General features: G+C 70.9%; 22 protein-coding genes and 1 other RNA gene. 13 read left to right on the plus strand and 10 right to left on the minus strand.

The genetic code is table 11. The features are described from left to right. Nucleotides 1-76 precede the first annotated feature (76 nt). Complete coding sequence (locus OXR63_RS08025) at nucleotides 77-517, minus strand: GNAT family N-acetyltransferase (protein ID WP_267421720.1); 441 nt, start codon at nucleotides 515-517, stop codon at nucleotides 77-79. A gap of 117 nt (nucleotides 518-634) precedes the next feature. On the opposite strand from OXR63_RS08025, the gene OXR63_RS08030 reads away from it, so the two are divergent. Next, nucleotides 635-1219 (plus strand): hypothetical protein, encoded by a 585-nt coding sequence (locus OXR63_RS08030; RefSeq protein ID WP_267421722.1) that lies wholly within the window; start codon nucleotides 635-637, stop codon nucleotides 1217-1219. Nucleotides 1220-1304: 85 nt separating this feature from the next. Further along, a complete protein-coding gene (locus OXR63_RS08035) occupies nucleotides 1305-2723 on the plus strand; it encodes a LamG-like jellyroll fold domain-containing protein (RefSeq protein ID WP_267421724.1) in 1419 nt (472 codons plus the stop codon). Between the two features lie 81 nt (nucleotides 2724-2804). On the opposite strand, the gene OXR63_RS08040 is transcribed toward OXR63_RS08035, so the two are convergent. Further along, a complete protein-coding gene (locus OXR63_RS08040; protein ID WP_194625430.1) occupies nucleotides 2805-3047 on the minus strand; it encodes an alpha-ketoglutarate decarboxylase in 243 nt (80 codons plus the stop codon). Then, nucleotides 3044-3799, minus strand: a complete 756-nt coding sequence (locus OXR63_RS08045) for a sigma-70 family RNA polymerase sigma factor (RefSeq protein ID WP_276585088.1) — start codon at nucleotides 3797-3799, stop codon at nucleotides 3044-3046. The genes OXR63_RS08040 and OXR63_RS08045 overlap by 4 nt, the downstream gene beginning before the upstream one ends. A gap of 111 nt (nucleotides 3800-3910) precedes the next feature. Here OXR63_RS08045 and aroA point away from each other — a divergent pair, with 111 nt between their 5' ends. The 11 genes from aroA (at nucleotide 3911) to OXR63_RS08100 (ending at nucleotide 19025) form a co-directional block, all read left to right on the plus strand. Next, nucleotides 3911-5305 (plus strand): 3-phosphoshikimate 1-carboxyvinyltransferase, encoded by a 1395-nt coding sequence (aroA, locus tag OXR63_RS08050; protein ID WP_267421734.1) that lies wholly within the window; start codon nucleotides 3911-3913, stop codon nucleotides 5303-5305. Next, entirely contained in the window at nucleotides 5302-6360 is a 1059-nt protein-coding gene (rsgA, locus tag OXR63_RS08055) for a ribosome small subunit-dependent GTPase A (protein WP_267421736.1), read from the plus strand. The genes aroA and rsgA overlap by 4 nt, the downstream gene beginning before the upstream one ends. A 164-nt stretch (nucleotides 6361-6524) precedes the next feature. Then, entirely contained in the window at nucleotides 6525-7631 is a 1107-nt protein-coding gene (locus OXR63_RS08060; RefSeq protein ID WP_267421737.1) for a hypothetical protein, read from the plus strand. 19 nt (nucleotides 7632-7650) lie between these two features. Next, nucleotides 7651-8433 (plus strand): inositol monophosphatase family protein, encoded by a 783-nt coding sequence (locus OXR63_RS08065; RefSeq protein ID WP_267421740.1) that lies wholly within the window; start codon nucleotides 7651-7653, stop codon nucleotides 8431-8433. A gap of 463 nt (nucleotides 8434-8896) precedes the next feature. Then, nucleotides 8897-11605: a helix-turn-helix transcriptional regulator gene (locus OXR63_RS08070; protein WP_267421743.1), complete on the plus strand. Its 2709-nt coding sequence runs from the start codon at nucleotides 8897-8899 to the stop codon at nucleotides 11603-11605. Nucleotides 11606-12088: 483 nt separating this feature from the next. Further along, nucleotides 12089-13870 (plus strand): glutamine--fructose-6-phosphate transaminase (isomerizing), encoded by a 1782-nt coding sequence (glmS, locus tag OXR63_RS08075; RefSeq protein WP_267421744.1) that lies wholly within the window; start codon nucleotides 12089-12091, stop codon nucleotides 13868-13870. A gap of 135 nt (nucleotides 13871-14005) precedes the next feature. Next, on the plus strand, nucleotides 14006-14713 hold the full coding sequence (locus tag OXR63_RS08080; protein WP_267421745.1) for a M50 family metallopeptidase: 708 nt from the start codon (nucleotides 14006-14008) through the stop codon (nucleotides 14711-14713). A 41-nt stretch (nucleotides 14714-14754) separates the two neighbouring features. After that, nucleotides 14755-15300 (plus strand): NUDIX hydrolase, encoded by a 546-nt coding sequence (locus OXR63_RS08085; protein ID WP_276585081.1) that lies wholly within the window; start codon nucleotides 14755-14757, stop codon nucleotides 15298-15300. 276 nt (nucleotides 15301-15576) lie between these two features. Continuing rightward, nucleotides 15577-16248, plus strand: a complete 672-nt coding sequence (locus tag OXR63_RS08090; RefSeq protein ID WP_267421748.1) for an OBAP family protein — start codon at nucleotides 15577-15579, stop codon at nucleotides 16246-16248. A 72-nt stretch (nucleotides 16249-16320) separates the two neighbouring features. Next, nucleotides 16321-17715, plus strand: coding sequence for an O-acetylhomoserine aminocarboxypropyltransferase/cysteine synthase family protein (locus OXR63_RS08095; RefSeq protein WP_267421750.1), 1395 nt, complete (start codon nucleotides 16321-16323; stop codon nucleotides 17713-17715). A 2-nt stretch (nucleotides 17716-17717) separates the two neighbouring features. Then, nucleotides 17718-19025 (plus strand): LLM class flavin-dependent oxidoreductase, encoded by a 1308-nt coding sequence (locus OXR63_RS08100; protein WP_267421752.1) that lies wholly within the window; start codon nucleotides 17718-17720, stop codon nucleotides 19023-19025. 26 nt (nucleotides 19026-19051) lie between these two features. Here the strand turns inward: OXR63_RS08100 and OXR63_RS08105 are convergent, their stop codons facing one another. From OXR63_RS08105 to prfB, 7 genes are all read right to left on the minus strand, one after another. Further along, nucleotides 19052-20719, minus strand: a complete 1668-nt coding sequence (locus OXR63_RS08105; RefSeq protein WP_267421754.1) for an APC family permease — start codon at nucleotides 20717-20719, stop codon at nucleotides 19052-19054. Nucleotides 20720-20842: 123 nt separating this feature from the next. Further along, the gene (locus OXR63_RS08110; protein WP_267421755.1) at nucleotides 20843-21706 is read right to left on the minus strand and encodes a hypothetical protein; all 864 of its coding nucleotides are present in this window, start codon (nucleotides 21704-21706) and stop codon (nucleotides 20843-20845) included. A 171-nt stretch (nucleotides 21707-21877) separates the two neighbouring features. Continuing rightward, nucleotides 21878-22255: a transfer-messenger RNA gene (ssrA, locus tag OXR63_RS08115) on the minus strand. Between the two features lie 95 nt (nucleotides 22256-22350). After that, complete coding sequence (gene smpB, locus OXR63_RS08120; protein WP_267421758.1) at nucleotides 22351-22827, minus strand: SsrA-binding protein SmpB; 477 nt, start codon at nucleotides 22825-22827, stop codon at nucleotides 22351-22353. Nucleotides 22828-22884: 57 nt separating this feature from the next. After that, on the minus strand, nucleotides 22885-23799 hold the full coding sequence (ftsX, locus tag OXR63_RS08125; RefSeq protein WP_267421760.1) for a permease-like cell division protein FtsX: 915 nt from the start codon (nucleotides 23797-23799) through the stop codon (nucleotides 22885-22887). Next, nucleotides 23796-24554, minus strand: a complete 759-nt coding sequence (gene ftsE, locus OXR63_RS08130; protein ID WP_194660305.1) for a cell division ATP-binding protein FtsE — start codon at nucleotides 24552-24554, stop codon at nucleotides 23796-23798. Before ftsE ends, ftsX begins: the two co-directional genes overlap by 4 nt. A gap of 51 nt (nucleotides 24555-24605) precedes the next feature. Beyond that, entirely contained in the window at nucleotides 24606-25715 is a 1110-nt protein-coding gene (gene prfB, locus OXR63_RS08135; protein ID WP_267421763.1) for a peptide chain release factor 2, read from the minus strand. Nucleotides 25716-25756: the final 41 nt, after the last annotated feature.

Raw genomic sequence — 25756 nt, forward strand, 5'->3', positions numbered from 1 at the left:
ATCGGACAACGCACCTCGGAATCCCGAGGTGCGTTGTCCGTTTCGTGGTGCTGCGCTGGGCCCGGCGCACCACCCGTCAGACGATGCGGGTGTACCGCACCCCGGAGTCGTGGTAGCCGCGCTTCTGGTAGAACCGGTGCGCGCTGTCCGTGGCGGCGGCGCTGACGGCGGACAGCCGTCGGGCGCCCTGCTCGGCGGCCCACGTCTCGAAGGTGCCGATGAGCAGCGAGCCGGTGCCGAGCCTCCTGGCTGACGGGTCGACCACCAGCAGGAGCAGCTGCGCCGTCGGCTCGTCGGACGCGTACGCCCACGTCACCTGCGCTCCCGCGACGGCGACGGCCTGGCCGGCCTCGTCGCGGACGATCCACGTCCGGTGACCGGCCTCCGGCGTCAGCCGTTCGAGTCGCGCGCGCATGCCCGCGGGGTCGGCGTCGTGCCCGAGCAGGCGGACGAGGGTGGTGACGTCGTCGACGTCCGGGTCGGACCAGCTGGTGATCGACTCGACGGAGAGGCTCATGTCCGTGACCCTACCCGGGCCGCGGATCGTGTTGCGCCCACGGGTTCCATCGCAACTGATATTCATATACGCTGCTGGTATGTCACCAACCCGGGTGACCTCACCGACAGGACAGCCATGCACATCTCCTCCCGCCACGGCCGGACCGCCGCCTGGATCGCCTTCCCCCTCGCCGTCGTCGCCAGCGGTGCGCTCATCGCCACCGCGTCGTACGCCGCGTTCTCGGACACCACCGAGAACGCCGGCAACAGCTGGCGGACGGGTGCCGTCACCCTCACCGACGACGACCAGGGCACCGCCCTGTTCGACGTCGCCGACCTCGTCCCCGGCTCCACGGGCTCGAACTGCATCACGGTGACCGCGAACACCACGAACGCGTCGACCGTGAAGCTCTACACCGCCGCTCAGTCGGACGACGACACGCTCCCGAAGCACCTCAACATGACCGTGCAGCGCGGGTCGCTCGGCACGCCCGGGGACTGCACGACCTTCACGTCGACGTCCACCGTGCACGACGGCACGCTCGCCGGGTTGCTGGAGCTCGACTCCTTCGGCGAGGGCCTCGACGCCTGGGCGCCCGCGACCGGCACCGCCAGCGCCACGTACCAGTTCGACTACGACCTCGACACGGACACCCCGAACACCGCGCAGTCCTCCGAGGCCGGCACGACGTTCGTCTGGGAAGCCCAGACGGCCTCCTGACCCGCCGCCCGGCGTGTCCACACCGACCAGCGCACGCCGACCGTCCCACGCCGACCCGTCCGAGACCGAGCACGAGGAGCAGCCGATGTCGACCACCATCACCACCTGGCACCGCCGGTGCGTGGGTGACGTCCCGCGGCTGCTCCTCGCGGTCGCGGCGAGGACCGTGCTGTGGTCGGTCCTCCTCCTCGCCCTCTGGTCGAACCTGCCCGCAATCCTCGGCTGGCACGTGACGACGGTGGTGTCGGGCTCGATGGCCCCGGCGATCCGGACGGGCGACGTCGTCGCGGCGATGCCCACCGGTCCGGACGCCGTCACACCCGGCCGTGTCCTGCTCGTCGAGGACCCCGACCACGACGACCGGCTCCGGCTGCACCGACTGCGCCGCGTCGAACCGGACGGGTCGCTCCGACTCCGCGGCGACGCCAACCCGGCGGTCGACCGGACGGCCGTGGCGCCCGACGCGGTGCTCGGCATCGGCGTGCTGCGGTTCCCGGGGGTCGGGCTGCCGCGCGTGTGGATCGCCGACGGCGCCTGGTCGAACCTGATCGCCGTCGGGCTCACAGCCGCCGGGTTGCTGCTGCTCGCCCGCCTCGACCGGCCGATCCTGGCGGGGGAACCGTGCCGGCGGTGCGGCACCCCGCGCTGGGACCTCCGCACGACGCCGATGCGACCCAGGGGCACGGGCACCGCGACCGCTCCAGCGGCGGTCCCCCTCGTCGCGGGCACCCTGGTGGTGCTGATCGGCCTCAGCACGGCGTTCTCCGGCGCCACGTTCTCGGGCACCACGACGACCAGGGCCGCGCTCGGCTCGAGCGAGTTCGGGTGCTTCCACCACGACCCGGCCGACGCGGTGCTCGCGTGGGACTTCGCGGAGAAGGACGGCACGCGGGTCGCCGACGTCAGCGGGCACGGCGCTGACGGCTTCTTCGCCAACGCCGGTGCCGTCCGGGTCGACGGCGACTGCGCGGCGAACCCGTCCGTCCAGCTCACCGCGGACGGCGCCGAGGGCTACGCCGTGACCACGACACCGGTCGCAGCACCGAACGTCTTCACGATCTCGGCCTGGTTCCGCACGGACGTCGCCGGGGGGCGGGTGTTCGGGTTCGGGTCCGACCAGAGCCTGTCGTCGGCGTACCGCGACCGCCATCTGTTCATCGACACGGGCGGCCGACTCCGCTTCGGGACCGAGGAGTCGGGATCGCAGTTCAAGTTCGCCGTGACGTCAGCGGGACGCGTCGACGACGGGCAGTGGCACCACGCGGTCGGCACCTTCACGTCCGGGTCGATGGTGCTCTGGCTCGACGGCGAGCGTCAGGGCAGTCGCTCCGACGCCAGGAGCCTGCGCCAGTACGGCGGGTACTGGCGCGTCGGCCGACAGTCGCTCGACGGCTGGTCGGGCAGCGGGGCGTTCGCGTTCACCGGTGACGTCGACACGGTCCGCGTCCACGACCGGGTGCTCGACCCGGCAACGGTCGCAGCCGAGTACGCAGCGGGACGCTGAACGACCGAACGCTGAACATCCGGACGTTGAGCGACCGGCCGCTCAACGACCGGCCGCTGCGCAACCAGCCGCCGGACGGCGTCAGTGCGTCGACTGCTCCTCGCGGATGCGCGTCAGGATCTCGGACCGGAGCTGGTCCGGCGCGGTCTCCCGGCAGGCACGCTTGACGGTCTCCATCAGGACCACACCGACACGGTGCTCGGTCTGGCAGTCGACGCAGTCGTCCATGTGCTCGCGGATGTCCGCGGCGTCCTCGTGCCGCAGCTCGTCGTGCAGGAACTCCTCGAGCTCCGCCTTGGCCTTGGAGCAGTCGCAGCCGCTCATCGCTCACCCTCTCGGTTCGTGCGGCTCGACGCCGCGGCAGTTCCTCGGCCTCGTCCGCGCATCGTCGCCGTCGACGCTGCATCCGGAACGACACCGGTCTCACGGGCATGGTCCGCCAGGAGCCCCCGCAGGAGTCGGCGTCCACGGTGGAGGCGGCTCATGACCGTCCCCACGGGGGTCTTCATGATGTCGGCGATCTCCTGGTACGAGAAGCCCTCGACGTCAGCGAAGTAGACGGCCATCCGGAAGTCCTCGGGGATGGCCTGCAGGGCGTCCTTCACAGCGGAGGACGGCAGGTGGTCGATCGCGTCGGCCTCGGCGGACCGCGCGGAGACCGACTGGGTGACGCTCTCCGCGCCGCCGAGCTGCCAGTCCTCGAGCTCGTCGATGGTGCCCTGGTACGGGTTCCGCTGGTTCTTGCGGTACGTGTTGATGAACGTGTTCGTCAGGATCCGGTACAGCCAGGCCTTCAGGTTCGTGCCCTGCTTGAACTGGCGGAACGCGGCGAACGCCTTGACGAAGGTCTCCTGCACCAGGTCGGACGCGTCCGCGGGGTTGCGCGTCATGCGCATCGCGGCACCGTACAGCTGGTCCATGAACGGGAGTGCCTGGTCCTCGAAGAGCCGACGCAGTTCGGGGCTCGACACGGTCTTCGCGTCGACGACCTCTTCTTCGTCCTCCACAGCGTCGAGCTGGGCCTCGGTCTCCTCGACCAGGTCGTTCGGTGTCGCCTGCGGCTCGTCGGTCGTCATCGCCCGCCAGTCTAGGGCGAGCGTCGTCGACACGTCGGGCAGGCGCGTCCGCGTGGGTGCGAGTGCTGTCGCCACGGGTCCTCCACATCGTTTCAGTAGTCTTGTGAACCGATGGCAGACACGACGCATTCCCAGAGCCAGACCCCCAGCGGAGCGGGTCAGGACCCGTGGGTCGCGCCCGTCGCGAGCGGACCCCTGCGCGGCGACGTCTCGCTGCCCGGGTCGAAGTCGCTGACGAACCGCGAACTCGTCCTCGCGGCCCTGGCCGACGGCCCCTCCACGATCCACCTGCCGCTGCACTCGCGGGACTCCGCCCTGATGGTCGAGGGGCTCCGCGCGCTCGGCGTCGGGATCGAGGAACTGCCGGGCACGAACCCCTACGGCCCCGACCTCCGCGTCACGCCGGCTGCGATGACCGGGGACGTCCGCGTCGACTGCGGGCTCGCCGGCACCGTGATGCGCTTCCTGCCCCCGCTCGCCGCCCTCGCCGTCGGCCCGGTCGTCTTCGACGGTGACGAGGCAGCCCGCCGCCGCCCGATGCGCCCCGTCATCGACGCCCTGGTGCAGCTCGGCGTGGACGTCACCGACGACGGCGACGGCTCGCTCCCCTTCGCCTTCACCGGCACGGGCTCGGTCCGCGGCGGTGCGCTGTCGATCGACGCCTCGGCCTCGTCCCAGTTCGTGTCCGGCCTGCTGCTCTCGGCGCCCCGCTTCGACGAGGGCCTGCACCTCCGCCACGACGGCGAGCGCCTGCCGAGCCTCCCCCACATCGAGATGACGGTCGCCGCACTCCGCGCCCGCGGGGTCCGCGTCGACGAGCCCGCCGTCGGTGAGTGGGTCGTGCACCCAGGACCGATCGCCGCGGTCGACGTCACCATCGAACCCGACCTCTCGAACGCCGCGCCCTTCGCCGTCGCGGCGCTCGTCGCCGGGGGCACCGTCCGCATCCGCACCTGGCCCACCGCGACGACGCAGGTCGGTGCCGACCTCGAGACGCTCCTGCCCCTGTGGGGGGCGACCGTGGACCGTGACGGTGACGACCTGGTGTTCGGTGGCGGCGTCGGGATCCGCGGAGGAGCCTCCGTCCCGGGTGTCGACCTGGACCTGAGCCGCGGCGGCGAGCTGGCACCGGCACTCGTCGCGCTGGCGGCGCTGGCCGCCGGACCCACGACGATCACCGGGATCGGCCACCTGCGGGGGCACGAGACGGACCGCCTGGCGGCGCTGGCTGCGGACGTGAACCGGACGGGAGGCTCCGTGCACGAACTCGACGACGGCCTGCGGATCGAGCCGGCTCGCCTGCGGGGCGGTGGCTGGGCCGCGTACGAGGACCACCGGATGGCGACCGCCGGCGCGATCGTCGGGCTGGTGACGCCGGGCATCGCGGTGGACGACATCGGGACGACGGCGAAGACGCTGCCGCAGTTCCCGGAGCTGTGGGCCGAACTCGTGGCGTCGGCGGCGCCGTCGTCATCGGCTTCGTCGTCGCCGGAGGTGTCCCGATGAGCTGGTGGGACGACGGCGCCGGGTCCGACGGCGACGAGGACGAGCCGTACGGGCAGTACGACGAGTCGAGCGTGCGGGTGCGCCCGAACCCGAAGGGCAACCGGCCGCGCACGAAGACGCGGCCCGCGTACGAGGACGCACCGACCGGCTGGGTGACGAACGTCGACCGCGGCCGCTTCGGCGTGCTCGTGACCGACGAGGACGGCGACCACGTCATCACGGCGACGAAGGCGCGGGAACTCGGGCGCAAGTCCGTCGTCACCGGCGACCACGTGTCGCTCACCGGGGACGTCTCGGGCGACGAGGGCTCCCTCGCGCGCATCGTGCGGGTGGCCGAGCGGACGACGCTGCTGCGCCGGAGCGCCGACGACTCGGACGAGGTCGAGCGCGTCATCGTCGCGAACGCCGACCAGATGCTCATCGTCGTCGCCGCGGCGGACCCCGAACCGCGCACCCGGCTCATCGACCGGTACCTCGTGGCGGCGTTCGACGCGGGCCTCGACCCCATCCTGTGCATCACGAAGACCGACCTCGCCGACCCGACGGCGTTCCTGGCGCACTTCGCCTGCCTGGACCTGCGGATCGTGACGAGCCGTGCGGACGACTTCCCGCTCGACGACCTGCACGAGCTGCTCGACGGCAAGGTCACCGTGACCGTCGGGCACTCCGGTGTCGGCAAGTCCACGCTCGTGAACGCCCTGACCGGGTCAACACGGGCGATCGGCGTCGTGAACTCCGTCACCGGGCGGGGGCGGCACACGTCGTCGTCCTCGGTCGCGCTGCGCGTGCACGACGGCGGCTGGATCATCGACACCCCGGGCGTGCGGTCGTTCGGCCTCGGGCACGTGCAGCCCGAGAACGTGTTCCGCGCCTTCGCCTCCCACGCGATCCCGGTGCTGCCCCCGCGGGACGACATCCCGCTGCCGCAGGCCCACGACTGGGAGATCGTCGACCGGGTCGCCGCCGGGGAGCTCGGGCCGACGGGCATCGAGCGGCTCGACTCGTTCCGTGCGCTGCTGACGGGCATGGGCGCGCACGACCCCGGGTCCGACTAGCGCGGCCAGCGTGCGCTGGGCCCGGGCTTCGGTGAGATCGCACTTCGTGTCGGGTCGGCTGGGGCCGAGGCGACACGGAGTGCGATCTCACCGGACTGGTCGAGCCCCGCTGACCACTCGACGCCCGTCGACAACGGGCCGGAGCGGGCGTAGCATCGGCACACGTGTCTGAAGTTGCAAAGTACAACTATGCCAAGAGCCTCCATGCCGCACCCCGGCCTCCCCACCGTGCGCCCGGGGTGCTCCGCCCCGCTGGCCTCGGCCGCACGCTGCTGACCTTCGCGACGCACATCCTGGTGCCGCTGTTCCTCGCGGCCGGCATGGGCCTGGCGTACCTCGGCGCCTTCCACGCCCCGACGCCGAGGGAGCTCCCCGTCGGCATCGTCGGCCAGGGCCCCACCACGCAGGTGTTCGCGCAGACGGTCACCGACCAGTCGGACGGTGCCCTCGTGGCCCACGTCGTGCCGACGACGGCCAGCGCCGAGCGCCAGGTGCGGACCCGAGACCTGGCAGCCGTGTACGCCGCGACCACGACGGGTGCCACGCTGTACGTGAGCACCGCCGCGTCCGAGACCACCGCCACGGCGGCACAGAAGGTGTTCCTGCCGATCGCGTACGACCAGCACCTGCCCTTCCGCGTGGTCGACGTCGTGCCGACCGGCGACCAGGACACCACGGGGCAGGGCCTGTTCTTCCTGCTCGTCGCCCTGAGCGTCGGCGGATACGCCTCGGCCATCGCGGTCGCGGCCTTCGCCACGCGGCTCGGCGCGGTCTGGACGGCGGTCGTCGGGCTCGTCACGGCCGGGGTGGTCGCGGGCATCGGCGTCGTCGTCGCCGGTCCGGTCTACGGCGTGGTCACGACGCACACGTGGCAGGTGTTCCTGTTCGCCTGGATGTACGACGCGGTCATCATCGGCCTCGGGATCGGTCTGCACCCGCTGCTGGGGCGTTGGACGACCCCGGTGCTGACGATGCTGTTCGTGATGCTCAACTTCACGTCGTCCGGCGGGATCTTCCAGCCGGCGTTCCAGCCCGGGTTCTTCGCCGCGCTCCACACGTTCTGGAGCGGCGCCGCCTGGCTGCAGGCCGCGCAGGACCTGCAGTACTTCCCCGGTGCGTCCCTCGGTCGGAGCTCCCTGGTGCTGGCGCTCTGGCTCGCCGCGGCCGTGCTGCTCTGCGTCGTCGTGCACGGCCTGGTCGCCCGTCGGAGCCGCATCGCCCGCGAGCGCGAGGTCAGCCGGCTCGAGGAGGAGGAGGTCGTCGCGGCCTAGGTCCCGCTACGCTCGTCCCGTGGACCTCAGCGCCGACCTCGACTTCGCCCGTTCCCTCGCGGACACCGCGGACGCGATCAGCCTCGAGCGCTTCAAGGCCGCCGACCTGCGCGTGTCGCGGAAGGCCGACAGCACCCACGTCACCGACGCCGACCAGGCGGTCGAACGGGCGCTGCGCGAGCGGATCGCCGCCGAGCGGCCCGACGACGCCTTCCTCGGCGAGGAGACCACCGCGGACACCGGTGCCGACGCCCGCAGCGAGGGACACCGCCAGTGGGTGGTCGACCCGATCGACGGCACCGCGAACTACCTCCGTGGCGTCCCGGTCTGGGCCACCCTCATCGCGCTCGCGGTGGACGGCCGACCGGTGCTCGGCGTCGTCAGTGCCCCGGCGCTCGGCAAGCGCTGGTGGGCAGCGGAGGGGCTCGGCGCGCACGCGTTCGACGGCCCCCTGCACGTGTCCGGCGTCGCGGACCTGGCGGACGCGAGCCTGAGCTACAACAGCATCCAGCAGTGGGACGAGGACGACCGGCTCGAGCCGCTCATCACGCTGTCCCGAGCGGTGTGGCGGACGCGGGCCTACGGCGACATGTGGTCCTACATGATGGTGGCGGAGGGCATCCTCGACGTCGCCGGCGAGCCGGACCTCAAGCCGTGGGACATGGCGGCCCTCGTGCCCATCGTCGAGGAAGCGGGCGGCCGGTTCACCTCGCTCGACGGCGATCCCGGCCCCTGGCACGGCAGCGCGCTCGCCACGAACGGCCTGGTGCACGACGCCGTGGTGGAGATCATCCGCCGCTGAGCCGGACTGGTCCGCACCCAGGGGGACAGATCTGTCCCCCGTTCTGACCCCCGGAACGCCCGATGTGCCCCCCACGAGGGGGTCGGCACCCCCCGTACTGGGGTGATCGATCGTCACATCGGACTGCGCGCATCGGCTGTCACGTGGGATCACTGAGATAGGTTCGTGGACAGACGGCAGGCCGTTCGACGCCTCAGGATCCCTAGTCCCGGAGCAGAGACCAGCCCGTCGTGTTCGTCAGATACCCAACCCGAAGGGTGAGAAGACGATGAATTCATCGTTCCCGAGCGAGATCGAGTGCACCCTCACTCGACCGCATTCCAACCACGATCTGCCCGGCGCCACCCTGATGGCCGCCACACGTCTGAGCTCCGTCGGGGGCACCACCCCCGTCCTGGCTCGGTCCGCCTCCGTGCGCTCTGACCGCTGGTCCGCCTCCGGTACCGGAGGCCGGTGAGTCCTGATGGAACTCACCGGTCGACGTACTGAGGTCGACCGGATCGCAGCCCTCGCAGTCCTCCCCCGGGAGTCTGCGATGGTCGTGGTCGGCGACCCTGGCTCCGGACGCAGCAGCGTCCTCGACGCGGTCTCGCACCGTGTCTCCATCCCCGTCGTCCGACTGGGCGTCAACGGAAGCGAAGCCCGTTGGCCCATGTCGGGAGTGACCTCCCTGTTCACCGCCCTCGACGACCCCCGAGCCTCGGCGCACATCGCGCGCCTGGTCCGGAACGTCGACGAGGGCCTGGCCGCAGCACACGACTTCCTGGACGCCGTGCACGCGCTGACGCTCCCGCCGACGCTCGTGCTCATCGACGACCTGGACCGCATGGACGCCGAGAGCCAGGAGCTCATCGCGTTCCTGGCGGGACGGCTCGCCGGCACGGCGCTCCGCCTCGTGGCGACCGTCCGCCGTGTGCCGTCGAACGGCCCGCTCACGTCCCTCCCCACGCTGCGGCTCGAACCGCTGGCGCAGGACGAGGCACTGGTGCTGGCCCGTGACATGGCCCCGGAAGAGGCGAACGACGGCGTCCTCGCCGTCCTCGCCCAGGAGACCGGCGGCAACCCCGGCGCGCTCCGCGAGCAGATCGGCGCACTCCGCCGTGAACAGCTCGTCGGCGCCGAGCCGCTCGTGCTCCCGCTCCGCCCCACACCGACGACCGCCGCAGCCGCGGCACTCGTGCTCGAAGCCGCTGCAGGACGCGATCTGGACGTCCTGGCGCGGTTGGCACTCGTGCCCACGGCCCGGCTCGCCGGCTGGGACCGGGACGCCGTCGACGACCTCGTCGGCGCGGGCCTGGCCACGCTCCGCGGGCAGTCGATCGCCGTGCGTGATCCGCTCGTCCGCTCCGCGCTGTACTGGAGCATGCCCGCGAAGGACCGCCGCGAGGCGCACACCGAGCTGGCAGCGGACGCCGCGGCACACGACGACCGGTCGGCCGTCTGGCACAGCAGCTTCGTCGAGCACACGCCCGACGCCGTCGCACTGCTGACCGCGGCCAAGTCGTACGCGGCCGAGAGCGACTCGCACGCCGCCGTCGCCCTGACCGAGCGTGCCCTGCACGTCGGGACGGGCTCGGAGGTCGAGCACGCCGCACTGCTGTCCGTCGCCGAGGTCCTCCTCGGACACCGGCTGCTCAGCTACGCGGCGCGGTACCTCGCGGCGATCAAGCCGTTCGCGGAACTGCGCGACGAGGTCCGACGACTCCGCCTGCAGTACTCGGTGCAGTACCTCAGCGGCGACGCGGTCCACGCGGACGAGCTGATGGTGCCCGTCCGCCCGGACGACGCCGAGGAGTCCGACGCCCTCGCCGGCCTGCTGGCCATGGTGGCGTCCTTCCGCGCCGAGGCGTGGGAGCTCGACCAGGCCCGTGACCTGCTGCACCGCGCCGAGCTCTTCGAGGACCGTGCCTCCGTGCACACCGCGGAGATCCTCGCCACGGCACGACAGCTCGTCGCCGCCGTCGACGGCACCCTGCCGCCGGACGCCGAGCTGCACGAGGGCCTCGCGGCCCAGAAGCTGCTCGCGATGTCCGACCCGGCACTGCTGCTGCTCTCGCACGCCCTGAGCCTCGCCGAGCGCTACCGCAGCGCCCGACGCGTGTTCGCCCTCGTGCTCGCCCGTGCCAACGACACCGCTCCGGTGTGGCTCGAGGCCGCGCGGTACCTGTCCGCCGAGAACGAGGTGCGCTCCGGGAACTTCCGGCAGGCGCTCCGCGCGATCGACGTGTGGGAGTCCGGCTCCGCGGTCGTGGAACGCCTCCGCGAGCCGTCCCGGGCGATCGCCATCGCCTGGCGGCACTTCGCGGAGGGCCGTTCGGCCGACGCACTCGACGTCATCGACCACTGCCTGCGCCAGCGCACGACCAGCCGGCTGTGGGGTGCGACGGCGAAGCTGTACGCCCTGCGCGGCCGCGTGCTGCTGCTCGACGGCCGGCTCGAGGAGGCGGCGTCCTCCCTTGAGGCCGCCGACGCCATCGGTCGCTCCCTGCGGAACCCGGCGGTGCTGCGGCACCTCGGGGACCTGGTCGAGGCCTACGCACGGCTCGACCGGATCGACGACGCGCGGAACATCACCGCGCGCCTCGCCGCCGACCACCACGCCCGGCCGTCCCGGTGGGGCGCCCTGGTGCTGGCACGGAGCGTCGCGCTCATCGCCGACGAGGGGACCAAGGACGCGTCCAAGCGACGTGCCCTCGAGGTCTTCCAGCCGGCGGACTCGCAGTTCGAGCGTGCCCGCACGTTCGCGGCCCTCGCAGCGGTCGGCAGCCCCGCCGACCGTGCCCGCCTGGGTGCAGCGGCAGCGGCGGCGTACGAGGCCGCCGGTCTCCGACGTCCGCTCGTGACGCCGGCACCGACGGTCGCGATGCCCACCCTCGGTGGCGTCGTCGGCTCCGGTCCGTTCTCCGGTGCGGTGCGCTCCGGCGTGCTCCTCTCCGCGACCACCCCGGGCACGCCCGGTACGCCGCGGAGTGCGCCGGACGCGTCGGCGGTGCTCACGTCGCTGACCGCGGAGGAGCGTGCCGTGGTGCAGAAGGTGACGGAGGGGTACCGCAACCGCGAGATCGCCTCGTCGCTGTACATGTCCCAGCGCACGGTCGAGCTGCGGCTGACGCAGATCTACCGCAAGGTCGGGGCGCGTTCGCGCTCCCACCTGGTCGCGCTGCTCACGTGACCTGATCGGCGACCATCCACACACGGGAGGCCCGGTGCCAGCTGGCACCGGGCCTCCTGCGCGCGCTCCGCATGTTGCGACGCGCCAGCGGCGCGCGGCGCCAGCGCCGACCGAGCCTGCGAGGTCGGTTCGTCCGGGCATCGCGAAACGCACCGTTCGGTCCACCGGTTGCGTGACTCCGCATCCGGACCCGCAGTCTCGCACCTGGCGCGCGGGGAACCGCAACAGTCGTGGTCGAACGTTGTCCGGTGACTGCCCCGCCGGTGATGCTGTCTGAGCACCGACCGCCGCGCCTCCCCAGGAGGCCGGCCACGGTACCCCGATCGGTACCCGAACCGTCGACCCCAGGACGCCGTCGTCCGTCCTCGCCTGATCCGAGGACGGGCGGCGGTCCAGGTCGACGAACCCCGATCGCGTGGCCGACCCGAGCGGCGGTCGGTGCCGACCCGCTCCCTCCACCCCTCCCACCCGAAGGGATCCACGATGTGCGGCATCATCGCGGCCCGCGTCTCCGACGACGCAACCCCGTACCTGCTCGACGGCCTCGAACGACTCGAGTACCGCGGCTACGACTCCGCCGGCATCGCGGTGCGGACGGCCTCCGGCGGGACCGAGACCATCCGGTCCGTGTCCCGCGTCGGTGACCTCCGCACGCTCGTCGCGGCCCGGTCCGGCGACGCCCTCACCGGCACCGGCATCGGCCACACCCGCTGGGCCACCCACGGCGGCGTGTGCGAGGCGAACGCCCACCCGCACCAGGACTGCTCCGGTCGCATCAGCGTCGTCCACAACGGGATCATCGAGAACGCCGAGCGTCTCCGCACGATGCTCGAGGCGCAGGGACACGTGTTCCGGTCGGACGTCGACTCCGAGGTCATCAGCCACCTCGTCGAGCGCGCCCTGGCCGTCGACCACGACCTGATGCTCGCCGTGCAGATCGCCGCAGCGCAGCTCGAGGGGTCGTGGGCCATCGTCGTCCTCGACTCCCGCACCGGTCGGATGGTCGTCGCCGCCGAGCGCTCCCCGCTCGTCGTCGCCCGGGCCTCCCGCGGGGACTTCGTCGCGAGCGACATCGGTGCGATCGCCGAGTGGTGCGAGACCTTCGTGGCGCTCCGCGACGGCGACGTCGTCGAGCTCGGCGAGTCCTGGTCCTGGTCCTCCGACGGCGTCTCGGTCGCCGTGCCCTTCCCGACCCCCTCGCCGTTCGCAGCCGCCGCGCTCGACCTCGGCGACCACCCGGACCACATGGCGAAGGAGATCGAGGAGCAGCCGGAGGTCGTCGCCGGCATCGTCGAGCGCATCGCCGCCCGCGCCGCCGACGGCAGCATGTGGGTCGGCCTCGGGCTCCCCGGCTTCCACCGGCTCGCCATCGTCGCCTGCGGCACCTCCCTGAACGCCGGGCAGGTCATCGCGACCGCGCTGCGCGGCATCGGTGGCGTCCCCACCGACATCGTCGTCGCCAGCGAGGCCGACCAGGTCGTCCTCGGCCCGGGCACCCTCGTCGTCGCGATCAGCCAGTCCGGTGAGACCGCCGACGTGCTGCGGGCCCTCGACCGGTTCGAGGACCGCTTCCCGGTGCTCGCCCTGACGAACAACGTGCACTCCTCGCTCGCCCGTCGGGCCAGCGCCGTGCTCGACTGCCACGCCGGACCGGAGATCGGGGTGGCCGCGACGAAGACGTTCACCGCCCAGGTCGTCGTCGGCGTCGCCGCGATGATCTCCGCACTCGTCGCCTCCGGCCGTATCGAGCCGATGCACGCCGCCACCCTCGTGGCCTCGCTCCGCGAGCTCCCGACACGCCTCGCCACGGCCGGACAGGTCGCCGCGGACCGCATCCCGCTGCTCGTGTCGAGCGTGAAGGACGCCACGGGCTTCCTGTTCCTCGGCCGTGGTGTGGGTCTGCCCTACGCCGCCGAGGGCGCGCTCAAGCTCAAGGAGCTCAGCTACCGCTGGGCCGAGGCGTACCCGTCGGGTGAGCTGAAGCACGGCCCGCTGGCGCTCGTCGACGAGGGCACCCCCGTCGTCGTGATCGACCACGGCGAGCACCGCCTGCAGGCCGCGATCTCCGAGGTCCGTGCCCGCGGCGGCTTCGTCATCACCATCGGAGGGCCGGGCTCGGACATCCCCGCGCTCGGCGAGACCGGGCCATGGGGTCCGCTCGAGGCCGTCGTGCCCCTCCAGATGCTCGCCCGCGAACTCGCGTTGCAGCTCGGCTGCGACGTCGACAAGCCGAGGAACCTCGCCAAGTCGGTGACGGTCGAATAGCCAGGGAGACCCGCATGAACCGCTTGACGATGTTCCTCGTCGTCCTCACCTCGGTGGCCGTCCCCGCGACGCTGCTCGCCGTCGTGCTGCTCCCCTCGGTGCACTCCTAAGCCGTTTCTGTCAGGGTGGCGGACGATGTCCTCCGCTTCCCTGGTCCCCGTCGCGATCCTCGTCGGCGCCGTGCTCCCGTTCGTCCCCGTCGTCGGGCGGGTGGCGCGGATCGCCGCGACGATCGCGCACGAGGTCGGCCACTGTGTCGTCGTGGTGCCCTTCGGCGGGCAGATCCGCCGCATCGACCTGCGCCCGGACGGCTCCGGGGAGGCCTGGGTGCAGCTCGGCGGTGTCCCCGGCAGCATCAGGTGGCTCGTCCGCGTGCTGAACCTGTACGCCGGCTACAGCGCGCCGCTCTGGACCGGCGTGCTGCTCGTGACCGGGGTGCTGCACGGGTCGAGGTGGCTCCCGGTCGTGGTGCTCGGGGTCATCGGCCTCGTCGCCCTGGTCTTCGTCCGGAACTGGTTCGGGCTGCTCGTCGTCGTCGGCTTCGACGCGCTCGCCCTCTGGGTGGCGCTCCGGCCGTCGGAGGCGACGGTGCTCGTCGTCGCGGCCGTCGGCGCCCTGTTCGTCGTGGACGGGCTGCGCTCGGTCGTGCAGGTCGCGCGGTGGCTCGGCACCGGCGCCCGCGTGCAGACGGACTTCCACATCGCCGCCGCCGAGATGCGCCTGCCCGCCGCCGTGTGGTTCGTCCTGTTCGTGGTCGTGAACGGCGTCGCGGTGTGGCTCGCCCGCGGACCGCTGCTCGCCGTGTGGGACACCGTCGCCGCGGGCGTCCGCAGCCTGGTCTGACGCAGGCGCCCGTCCGCGAGCACCGCGCGAGCCCTGCCACGATGGACCCCGTGCACGCGCCCGATGCCCTCGCCGAACTCCTCGACGCTCCGCCCGGGGACGACCGCGACGCGTTCAGCGACTTCGTCACGTCCCGCGGCGACGACGCACTGTGGCGCGAGGGCGGTCCCGAGCACCTCACCGCGTCCTGCTTCGTGCTGTCGCCCGACCTGTCCCACGTGCTGCTCTGCCTGCACCGCAAGGGCCGGTTCTGGGTGCAGTTCGGCGGACACCTCGAGCACGGCGACGTGTCGCTCGCCGACGCCGCTCGCCGCGAGGCCCGCGAGGAGTCCGGCGTCCCCGACCTCGACCTGGCGGCGACACGGATCGTCGACCTCGACCGACACGACCTGCACGGCGGCTTCGCCTGCGCCGCGCACTGGGACGTCGGCTTCGTCGCGATCGCCCGGCCCGACGTCCCGACGAGCGTGAGCGACGAGAGCGACGACGTCAGCTGGTTCCCCGTCGACGCCCTGCCCGCGTCGCTGCCCCCGGGCTTCGCCGACCGGCTCGACGGCATCCGGACGGCGTTCCGCGCCCGCATCTGAACCCGTACCCGCGTCACGTCGCGTCGCCCCGCCCTGGCACCGCCACGGGGGGCGGACCAGCGGAAGTGCTTCCTCATGCCGCGGCGTGACGGATCCGGTTCGCGATCTCCGAGGATCGCCGACCAGATCCGTCACCGCCGAGGACGGACTTCGACATCCGACGGCCTGGACGGGGACGGACCGGGCGCGGCCTACCCTCGCGGGCACCGACCGAGGAGGACCAGATGCCCAGGAACCCGACCATCCACGACCGCCGCACCGGACTCCAGCCCGCCGGTGACCGGAAGGGCCTCGGGCTCGCGGCACTCGAGCGCGGGTGCCGACCTGCTCCAGACCACGGCGCCGCTCGCCGACTTCGACGTGTACGTCGTCGGCTTCCACTGCGCCAAGGGCGACCCGGAGATGCAGATGGAGGCGCACCACTTCTGCAAGGTCGTGAACGACGACTTCCTGCAGTGCGTCGTCTTCGACGGCAACACGAAGGACGCCAACCTGATCGGCATCGAGTACATCGTCTCCGGCGACCTGTTCGAGACGATGCCCGAGGACGAGCGGCCGTCGTGGCACCCGCACAACTTCGAGGTGCTCTCCGGCCAGCTCGTCGCACCGGGGCTGCCCGAGGTGGCCGAGAAGGCGCTCATGCACCGCCTGCTGAACTCCTACGGCAAGACGTGGCACACCTGGCACTCGCTGGCGCACGGCGCGCAGCCGGGGACCCCGCTCCCCTACGGCGACGCGCGGCTGATGTGGTCGTTCAACCGCGACGGCGAGTCGGACGAGGCCATGAAGCAGGACCGCGACACGCAGATGCACCTCGACACCGACGGCAAGCGTCGCGACCGCCAGTCCTTCGTCGACGAGGCCCGCCCGCAGTGGGGCGTCGACACGATGCGCGACGACTTCGTCGGCACGACCCCGATCCCCGGCGTCGTGGACCGCTCCGCGTAACGGGGAGCCGCAAACGGCGGCGGGCACAGCCGGGACTGCGAGAGTACGGACACCACGTCCCGGAGGTGCCCATTGTCGAACGACGACCACGGTTTCGCGACCGAGCAGGTCCACGGCGGGTTCGTGCCCGACGCCGGCCACGGCGCCCGGGTGCCCGCGATCCACATGTCCTCGGGCTTCCTCTTCGACGACTTCGACCAGGCCCGCGACCGCTTCGCCGGCACCGACGACGGCTACACGTACACGCGGCTCGGCAACCCCACGAACGCCGACGTCGAACGCCGGGTGGCGCTGCTCGAGCGCGGAGCCGAAGCGATCCTCGTCAGCAGTGGTCAGGCGGCGGCGACCGTGGCGTTCCTCGGGCTGCTGCAGGCGGGCGACCACGTGGTCAGCGCCAGGAGCATCTACGAGGGCACCCGCGGGCTCCTGACCCAGAACCTCGGGCGGCTCGGCATCGAGGTCGACTTCGTCGGTGACGCCCGCGACCTCGACGCGTGGGCCGCCGCCGTCCGTCCGAACACCAAGGCGTTCTTCGCGGAGACCATCCCCAACCCGAAGAACGACGTGCTCGACATCGCCGGCGTCGCGGACACCGCGCACCGTGCGGGCGTGCCCCTCGTCGTCGACAACACCCTGGCGACGCCGTACCTCGTGCGTCCGGTGGAGCACGGCGCGGACATCGTGGTGCACTCGGCGTCGAAGTTCCTCAGTGGACACGGCTCGGGCCTCGGCGGCGTGGTCGTGGACGGCGGGACGTTCGACTGGTCCGCCTCCCCCGAACGCTGGACGCACCTGACCACCCCGGAGCGGTCCCTCGGCGGCCACAGCTACGTCGACCGGTACGGCACCCGCGCCTGGGTCGTCTACGCACGCGACGTCGTCAGTTCCCGGATCGGCCCGACCCCCTCGCCGTTCAACGCCTTCCTGCTCCGCCAGGGCATCGAGACCCTGAGCCTGCGGATCGAGCGGCACAGCGCGAACGCGCTCGCGATCGCGGAGTGGCTGGACCAGCAGCCGGAGGTGACGAGCGTCGACCACGCGGGTCTGGCCTCCAGTCCGTACCACGACCTGGCGGAGCGGTACCTGCCCCGGGGAGCCGGCTCCGTGTTCGCCTTCACGCTCGCCGGTGGCGAGCCGGCCGCCCGCGCCTTCATCGACGCGGTGCAGCTGTTCAGCCGGATGACCCACCTGGGCGACGTGCGGTCGCTGATCCTGCACCCGGCCACGACGACGCACGCGGGACGCACGCCCGAGGAACGGGCCGAACAGGGCATCGGCGACGGCCTGATCCGACTGTCCGTCGGCATCGAGGACGTCGCGGACCTGCTCCGCGACCTGGAGCGCGGGCTCGCCGCGGTGCGCGGTGGCAGCAGGACCGGCCAGGAGGCTCGGCCCGCGCCCGCCAAGGAGCTCGCCGCCCTGGGACACACCGTCCCGGCGCAGCACGTGATCGCCGAGGAGATCTGACGATGGCCGACCTGCAGCACTTCGGGTACTTCTTCTCGCGCGGATTCGGTCCGCAGGCGTGGGGACGCTCCGACTGGGACTGGGGCCACGACTGGACGAAGCCGGACCTGTACCAACAGTCCGTGCGCGCGCTGGAGCAGGCGGGGATGGACCTGGTCATCGCCGAGGACGCGATCTCCCTCGGCAACCCCTCGACCCTCGACCTGCGGATCCGCCAGGCGTACGGCGGCCCGAAGCACGACCCGCTCCTGCTCGCGCCGTACCTGTTCGCCGCCACCTCGCACATCGGGATCGCGCCGACGGTGAACGCGGGGATCACGCCGCCGTACCTGGCCGCCCGACAGTTCGCGACGCTCGCACACCTGTCGTCGGAGCGCTTCGGCATCAACGTCGTGACGGACGTCGGCAGCGCCAGGCACGCCGGGCTGCCGCCGCTGCCCCACGACGAGGCCTACGACCGGGCCGAGGAGTGGATCACCCTGCTGCGGCGCCTGTGGCACTCGTGGGGGTCGGACGGCCACGTCGGGAACCGCGAGGACTGGCACTTCGCCGACGGTGACGCGCTCGACGCGTTCCACCACGAGGGGGCGTACTTCACGGCGGACGGCCCGCTGAACGCGCTGCCGTTCGACAGCGACCCGGTCGTGGTCTCCCCCGGCGGCTCCGGGCGGGGCCTGGGGTTCGCCGGCACGCACTCGGACGTGCAGCTCGCGCTGGCGCCGCTGTCGGCCGCGGCGGTGCGGGACTACCGCGCTCGTGTGCTGACCGCTGCGGCCGACGCCGGGCGGACGGCCGACCAGCTGCGGATCCTGTTCGTGCTGAAGCCCGAGATCGTCGTCTCGGCCGCGGAGGCCGAGCGTGTAGTCGAGGCATCGCGACACCCGTCCGACGACGACCTCCGCACCGCGGCGATCGCGTGGTCGAGCGACTCGGAGACCGACCTGCTCGCGCTCGACCTCGACGCGCCCGTCCCCGCCGGCACCTTCGGCGACCACGTCTCCGCCGGCACGATCCGGGGACTGCTCGGGGACACGCCGGACGCGCCGCTGCGGGAGCTCCTCACGCGGAAGGCCCGCAAGGGGCGGGTGTCATCGCGCGAGGGCTTCGTGGGCACCGCTGGCGAGTTCGCGGACTTCATCGAGGAGCTCGGGGCGGACGCGGACAACGACGGGATCATCTTCTCCGGCGACCTGCACCCGGCGCAGGTGTACCGGATGTTCGGCGACCTGGTGCCGGTGCTGCGGCAGCGCGGGCTGCTGCGGCGCGAGTACGGCTCGGGCGGGCTGCGGTCGAACCTGTTCGACTTCTAGGCTGCGCCTTGCCGCCGCGCGGCGCGTCAGTGCCGCACAGGATCGACGACCGCGGACTCCTCGACCTCGCGGACGTCGTCCGCGGTGCGCAGGATCTCCTCCCGCGGGGACGCCGAGTTGATCGCCCAGTAGTAGACGATGACCGAGAACACGGCGACCACGACGATGTCGATCCAGAGCGGGAACACCGGGTGCGTGAGCGGCCCGAAGTCGCTCAGGAACACGATGAGGCCCATGCCGACCAGGTAGGGCAACAGCCACTGCGCCGCCTTCCAGTCCCACCGCGGGCGGACGCTGGTCTGTCCGCGGAACACGTTGTTCGCGATGATCACGACGGCGCCGATCAGGATCGCGACGCCGAGCTTCCAGTCGGTGTCCCATCCCGTCCACAGGATGATGAGGTTGGCGACGATGAACGCGAGCGGGGAGAGCACCGCAGCCGCGGGCATCCGGTACGGGCGCTCGACCTCGGGGATGCGCTTCCGGAAGGCGCCGAGTGCGAGCGGCGCCCCGGCGTACATGAGCACCGACGCACTCGTGATGAGGCTCACGAGGCCCTGCCACGACGGGAACGGGGCGAAGCACGCGCAGCCGACGACGAACGCGGTGATGAGCCCGACCCACGGCACGCCGGCCTTCGTCGTCCACTCGAACGCCTTCGGGAAGTACCCGTTGCGGCTGAGGCCGTAGGAGATGCGCGACGTCGCGGTGACGTAGATCAGGCCGGTGCCCGCCGGGGAGATGATCGCGTCGATGAAGATCACGACGGCCAGCCAGGTCAGCCCGGCCGCCATCGCGATGTCGGCGAACGGACCGGTGTACTTCGTGAAGTCCGCCGTCGCCCACGAGCCCTGGATCGCGTCGGAGCGCAGGACGCCGAGGAAGACGACCTGCAGCAGCAGGTAGATGACCAGGCCGATGACGACCGAGCCGATGACAGCGCGAGGGATGTCGCGCTTGGGGTTCTTCGCCTCGCCGGCGAGCTGGTCCGCCTGCTCGAAGCCGAGGAACGCGAAGATGATGCCGGACGTGGAGACCGCCGCGAGAACGCCCTTCGCACCCTGCGGCATGAAGCCGTCCGCCGCGGTGAAGTTCGAGCCGTGGAACCCGCTGAAGGCCAGCACGATGATGACCAGCAGGGGGATGGCGACCTTCCACCAGGTCGCCGCCGAGTTCGTGTTCGCGAGGATCTTCACGCTCAGCAGGTTGATCACCGTGACGACCGCCATGAGCACCACCGCCACCGCGATGCCCGCACCGGTGAGCAGCTGCTGGGTCTCACCGTCCACCGTGGTGGTGTGCAGCCACGGGTGTGCGAACTGCCAGTGCTGCGCGTACTTGATCATCGCCTCGACCTCGATCGGGGCGACCGTGACCGACTGCAGCCACGAGAACCAGCCGAAGGAGGCTCCGGCGACGCCACCGAACGCGATGTGCGGGAAGCGGGCCGTGCCGCCGGCGATGGGGAACATGCCACCGAGCTCGGCGTGCACGAGCGCCAGCACGAGGATCGCGACGCCACCGATCAGCCACGAGATGATCGCGGCGGGTCCGGCGGTCTTCAGGGCCTCCTGTGACCCGAACAGCCACCCGGACCCGATGATCGAACCGGTGGACGCCCAGATGAGTCCGATGAAGCCGACGTTCCGCTTCAGGCCGGAATCCGGAAGCGTCGGTGCGCTCGTTGTTGCCACGGTTGCTCCTGTCGAGTCGAACACGACCCCGTTCGGGGGGTCGTGTTCGACTCTGGCACCGTGCGGCGACTTGGGACGGATTGTTCACATGACTGAAACACCAGTCCTGTATAACCCTTCAGGCTACTTCTTGGACTTCTTCTTCTTGTCGTCCTTCTTCGAGGACTTCTTCTCGTCCTTCTTCTTCGACGACTTCTTCTCGTCGTCCTTCTTCTTGGACGACTTCTTCTTCGACGACTGCTCCTCGTCGTCCTGCTTCTTCGACTTCTTCGACTTCTTCGTCGTCTTGCCGTCCTCGTCCTCAGCTGCCTCAGCTGCCTCAGCTGCCTCGGGTGCCTCGGGCACGGGCTGCACGGCGGGGACGGTCGGTACCACGGGCTCGCTCGGCTCGATTCCGTCGACCGGCTCGACGACCACGGCGGACCCGGTGTCCTCGAGCACGTCCACGGGCTGCTCGGTCAGCTCGGAGGCGAGTGCGTCCTCGACCCGCTCCACGGTGAGCTCGGCGGCGTCCTCGGCGAGTCGGACGAGGGCCTGCGCGGCACGGAGGCGCGTGGTGCTCTTGCGGGCCAGCACGTCGGCCCGGGCGCCCTCGAGGAACGTCCGCAGCGAGCGCTCGACGGCCGAACGACCTCGGGGAGCCGAGCGGTCCAGCCGGTCGATCTCGCCCGCGACCCCGGCGACGTCGTCCTCGACGTGCTCGTGCCGGACGGACTCGATGAGTGCTGCGACGGTGGCGGCGGCACGCTCGACGGCGGCGCTGCGCTGGTCGAGCACGACGAGCATCTCGAACGTGGAGCCGTACGACACGGTCTCGAGGCGGACGGGCTCGGCGCCACGGCCGCGGACGACCAGTCGGGCGTCGGGGGTGGGGAGCCAGGCCGTCAACGCGGCGACGGTGGCGACCGACGCGACGATGCGCTCGTACTCGGCCAGGCCGACTCGTTCCTGCTCTCGCAGCCGGACTCGGATCGCGATCTCCTGCACAGCGGGACCTTCCACTCGGGTTCGGCACGGGTGTCCACCCGCGCCTGCCCCGGAGCGTAGTCCTCGAGCGTGCACGAACAGCGAACGCCCCGGCGGTGTCCTTCGACACCGCCGGGGCGTTCGGTCCTGATCGCTCAGGCCACGTGTGACAGCAGCTGCGCCGCTCGGCGATGGTGGAGATGGGGGGAATCGAACCCCCGTCCATCGCTGCAATTCGACGTCTTCTACGGGCGTATCCGGATGATTCGTTCTGCTCGGCCCCGTCCTTTGCTACCGGCTTCTAGGACGACGGGCCCAGTCTCAGTGCAAGTCCCGCACGGCCCTGAGGCGCAACCGTGCAGCAAGTCCTCTGGATGACGCCGGAACTCAGGTTAGAAGACGATCACCTGGCCGACGGACTTCATGTGCTGGGCTGCTTACGCAGCGAGAGCGAAGTCAGTGCGCTTGGAATTGGCACTTGTTGTTTTCCACGGATCGTTGACGAGATGACCGTGGATCCTCGGCCCGCTTCCCGTCGGCACACAGGCAATGTCGAAACCGATCATCCCCGTACGGGCCGAGCAGCGAGCCGCTGTCACACTGTGGAGTTGTTGTGCCTGTTTCCGCAGGCAGCTGTTCAGTCTACCGAGGAACGGCTGACACCGCTACTCGCCGACGCGGTTCTTCGTCCGCATGGCCCGCTCGGCCTCGCGCTTGTCGGTCTTCTCGCGCATGGCCTGGCGCTTGTCGAACTCGCGCTTGCCCTTGGCCACGGCGATCTCGACCTTGGCGCGGCCGTCGTGGAAGTAGATCTGCAGCGGCACGAGGGTGTAGCCACCCTGCGCCGTCTTGTGCGAGATCTTCACGATCTCCTGCTTGTGCAGGAGCAGCTTGCGCTTGCGCCGCGGGGCGTGGTTGTTCCAGGTGCCCTCGGTGTACTCGGGGATGTGCACGGCGTCGAGCCAGGCTTCTCCCCCGTCCACGAAGGCGTAGCCGTCCACGAGCGACGCCCGGCCCTCACGCAGGGACTTGACCTCGGTGCCTGAGAGCACCATGCCGGCCTCGTACGTCGACTCGATCAGGTAGTCGTGGCGCGCTCGACGATTCGTCGCCACGATCTTCTCGCCGCGTTCCTTCGCCATGCGCGTCTCCTCTCGACCGTTCGCTGCGGGTGCGCAGCCCCACAGTCTATCGGACGATCAGACCTTCAGGTAGCGGCGGATGGCGATCGACGCCGACACCGCCGCCAGGACCACGCCGATGACGATCACCGCCGGGACGACCACGGCCGCGTCGCTCATGCCGATGAACGCGACACCGCTGAACCGCTTGGTGAGGTAGTTGCGGACGAAGAACCACACGACCGCGGTGATCGCACCACCGGCCAGCACGGCACCGATGGCCGCGGCGATCACGCCCTCGAGCACGAACGGCGTCTGGATGAACCGGTTGGACGCCCCCACCAGACGCATGATCCCGAGCTCCCGTCTCCGCGAGAACGCGGACAGGCGGATCGTCGTGGCGATGAGCAGCACGGCGGCGATGAGCATCAGCGCCGCGATGCCGATGGCCGTGTACGACGACGCGTTCAGCAGGTTGAAGATCGGTTGGAGGTACCCGCGTTGGTCCATGACGCTCTGGACGCCAGCGACCTTCGATAGGCTCTCCTGCAGCACGTCCGCCTGCGACGGGTTCTTCAGGTTCACCCAGAAGGTCTCGTTGAGGTACTCGGGCTTGACGAACTCCGTGGTCGGCGCGTCCTTGAACTGCTGCTTGAAGCGGACGTACGCCTGCTGCTGGTCCTGGAAGTACGTCTTCTCGATGTACGGCGCCAGCGTCGGGCCCTTGAGCTGTTCCTCGACCTGCTTGCGCTGGTCCTCGGTGGCCTTCGCCCCGGTGCAGTTGCCGGTGGTGTCGGTGTCGGTGCACAGGTAGACGGCGACCTGGGCACGGTCGTACCAGTACCCCTTCATCTGGTTGATCTGCATCTGCAGCAGGATCGCGGTGCCGACGAAGGTCAGCGAGATGAACGTGACGAGGACGACCGAGACGACCATCGAGGCGTTGCGGCGGAGGCCGGAACCGACCTCGCCCATGACGAGTCCGAGCCTCATCGGATGAGCCCCGGGATGGTCTGGATGCCGGTGGTGTTCGAGACGCCTGCCGGGTGCTGGATCGGGAGCGCCTGGGTCTGGTACCCGCCGGACTGCTCGTCACGGAGGACCACGCCCCCGGACAGCTCGATCACCCGTCGCTGCATCTGGTTCACGATGCTCGCGTCGTGGGTCGCCATCAGCACGGTGGTGCCTCCCTGGTTGATGCGTTCGAGGAGCGCCATGATCCCGGCCGAGGTCGTCGGGTCGAGGTTGCCGGTGGGCTCGTCGGCCAGGAGCACCGACGGCTTGTTCACCACGGCGCGGGCGATCGCGACGCGCTGCTGCTCGCCACCGGAGAGCTCGTGCGGCATGCGGTTCGCCTTGCCGTTGAGCCCGACGAGCTTCAGCACGTCGGTCACGGCCTCGCTGATGAAGCCCTTGCTCTTGCCGATCACCTGGAGCGAGAACGCGACGTTGTCGAACACGTTCTTGTTCGGCAGCAGGCGGAAGTCCTGGAAGACCACGCCGAGGTTGCGGCGGAAGTACGGGACCTTCCTCGAGGACAGCGCACCGAGGCGCTGTCCGAGCACGTGGATCTGCCCGCGCGAGGGCTTCTCCTCCTTGAGCACGAGGCGCAGGAAGCTCGACTTCCCGGAGCCGGACGCACCGACGAGGAAGACGAACTCGCCCTTGAGGATCTCGAGGGTGACGTTGTCGAGTGCGGGACTCGGGTTGCCCGAGTACAGCTTGGTGACCTGGTCGAATTTGATCATGACCGGATCAGGGTAGGTCGCCTGGCTCGGAATGACCGCCAGGCGCGCGGCTCAGGACTCGACGGACTGCTTGCGCCAGCGGATGCCGGCGTTGATGAAGCCGTCCAGGTCGCCGTCGAACACGGCTGAGGGGTTGTTCACCTCGTGCTCGGTCCTGAGGTCCTTGACCATCTGGTACGGCGCCAGGACGTAGGAGCGGATCTGGTCGCCCCAGCTCGCCGTGATGTTCCCGGCGAGCTCCTTCTTCTTCGCGTTCTCCTCTTCCTTCTTCAGGAGCAGGAGTCGCGACTGGAGCACGCGCATGGCCGCAGCACGGTTCTGGATCTGCGACTTCTCGTTCTGCATCGACACCACGGTGCCGGTGGGGATGTGCGTGAGGCGCACCGCCGAGTCCGTCGTGTTGACGGACTGGCCACCGGGTCCCGACGAGCGGAAGACGTCGACGCGGATGTCGTTCTCGGGGATGTCGATGACGGCGGTCTCCGGCATCAGCGGGATTACCTCCACCGCGGCGAACGACGTCTGCCGCTTGCCCGCGGCGCCGAACGGCGACATCCGGACCAGGCGGTGCGTGCCGGCCTCCACCGACAGGGTGCCGAAGGCGTGCGGGGCGTCGACCTCGAACGTGGCGGACTTGATGCCCGCTTCCTCGGCGTAGGAGGTGTCCATCACGGTGGCCTTGTAGCCGTGCTGTTCGGCGTACCGCAGGTACATGCGCATGAGCATCTCGGCGAAGTCGGCGGCGTCGACGCCACCGGCCCCGGCACGGATGGTGATGACCGCGGGGCGGTCGTCGTACTCGCCGTCGAGGAGCGTCTGCACCTCGAGCTCGCCCATCGTCTTCGTGATCGCCTTGAGCTCCGAGGCGGCCTCGTCGGCGGACTCCTGGTCGTCGCCCTCGTTCGCCATCTCGACCAGGACCTCGAGGTCGTCGATGCGCGACTGCGTGTCGGTGATCTTCTTCAGCGCCGACTGCCGGTGCGAGAGCGCGCTCGTCACCTGCTGCGCGTGGTCGACGTCGTCCCAGAGGTCCTGGGCCCCGGCCTGCTCGCTGAGGTCGGCGATCTCGCGCTGCAGGCGGTCGACGTCGACCACCGAGCGGATGTTGCCGAAGGTCTCTCGGAGGGCGGAGAGCTGCTCGGTGTAGTCCAGTTCGACCATGGTCCCCGATCCTACCGGCGCGGCCAGGACACGGCCGACCG

The sequence above is a fragment of the Curtobacterium sp. GC_Cur_3 genome (assembly GCF_026544205.1).
Lineage (GTDB): Bacteria > Actinomycetota > Actinomycetes > Actinomycetales > Microbacteriaceae > Curtobacterium.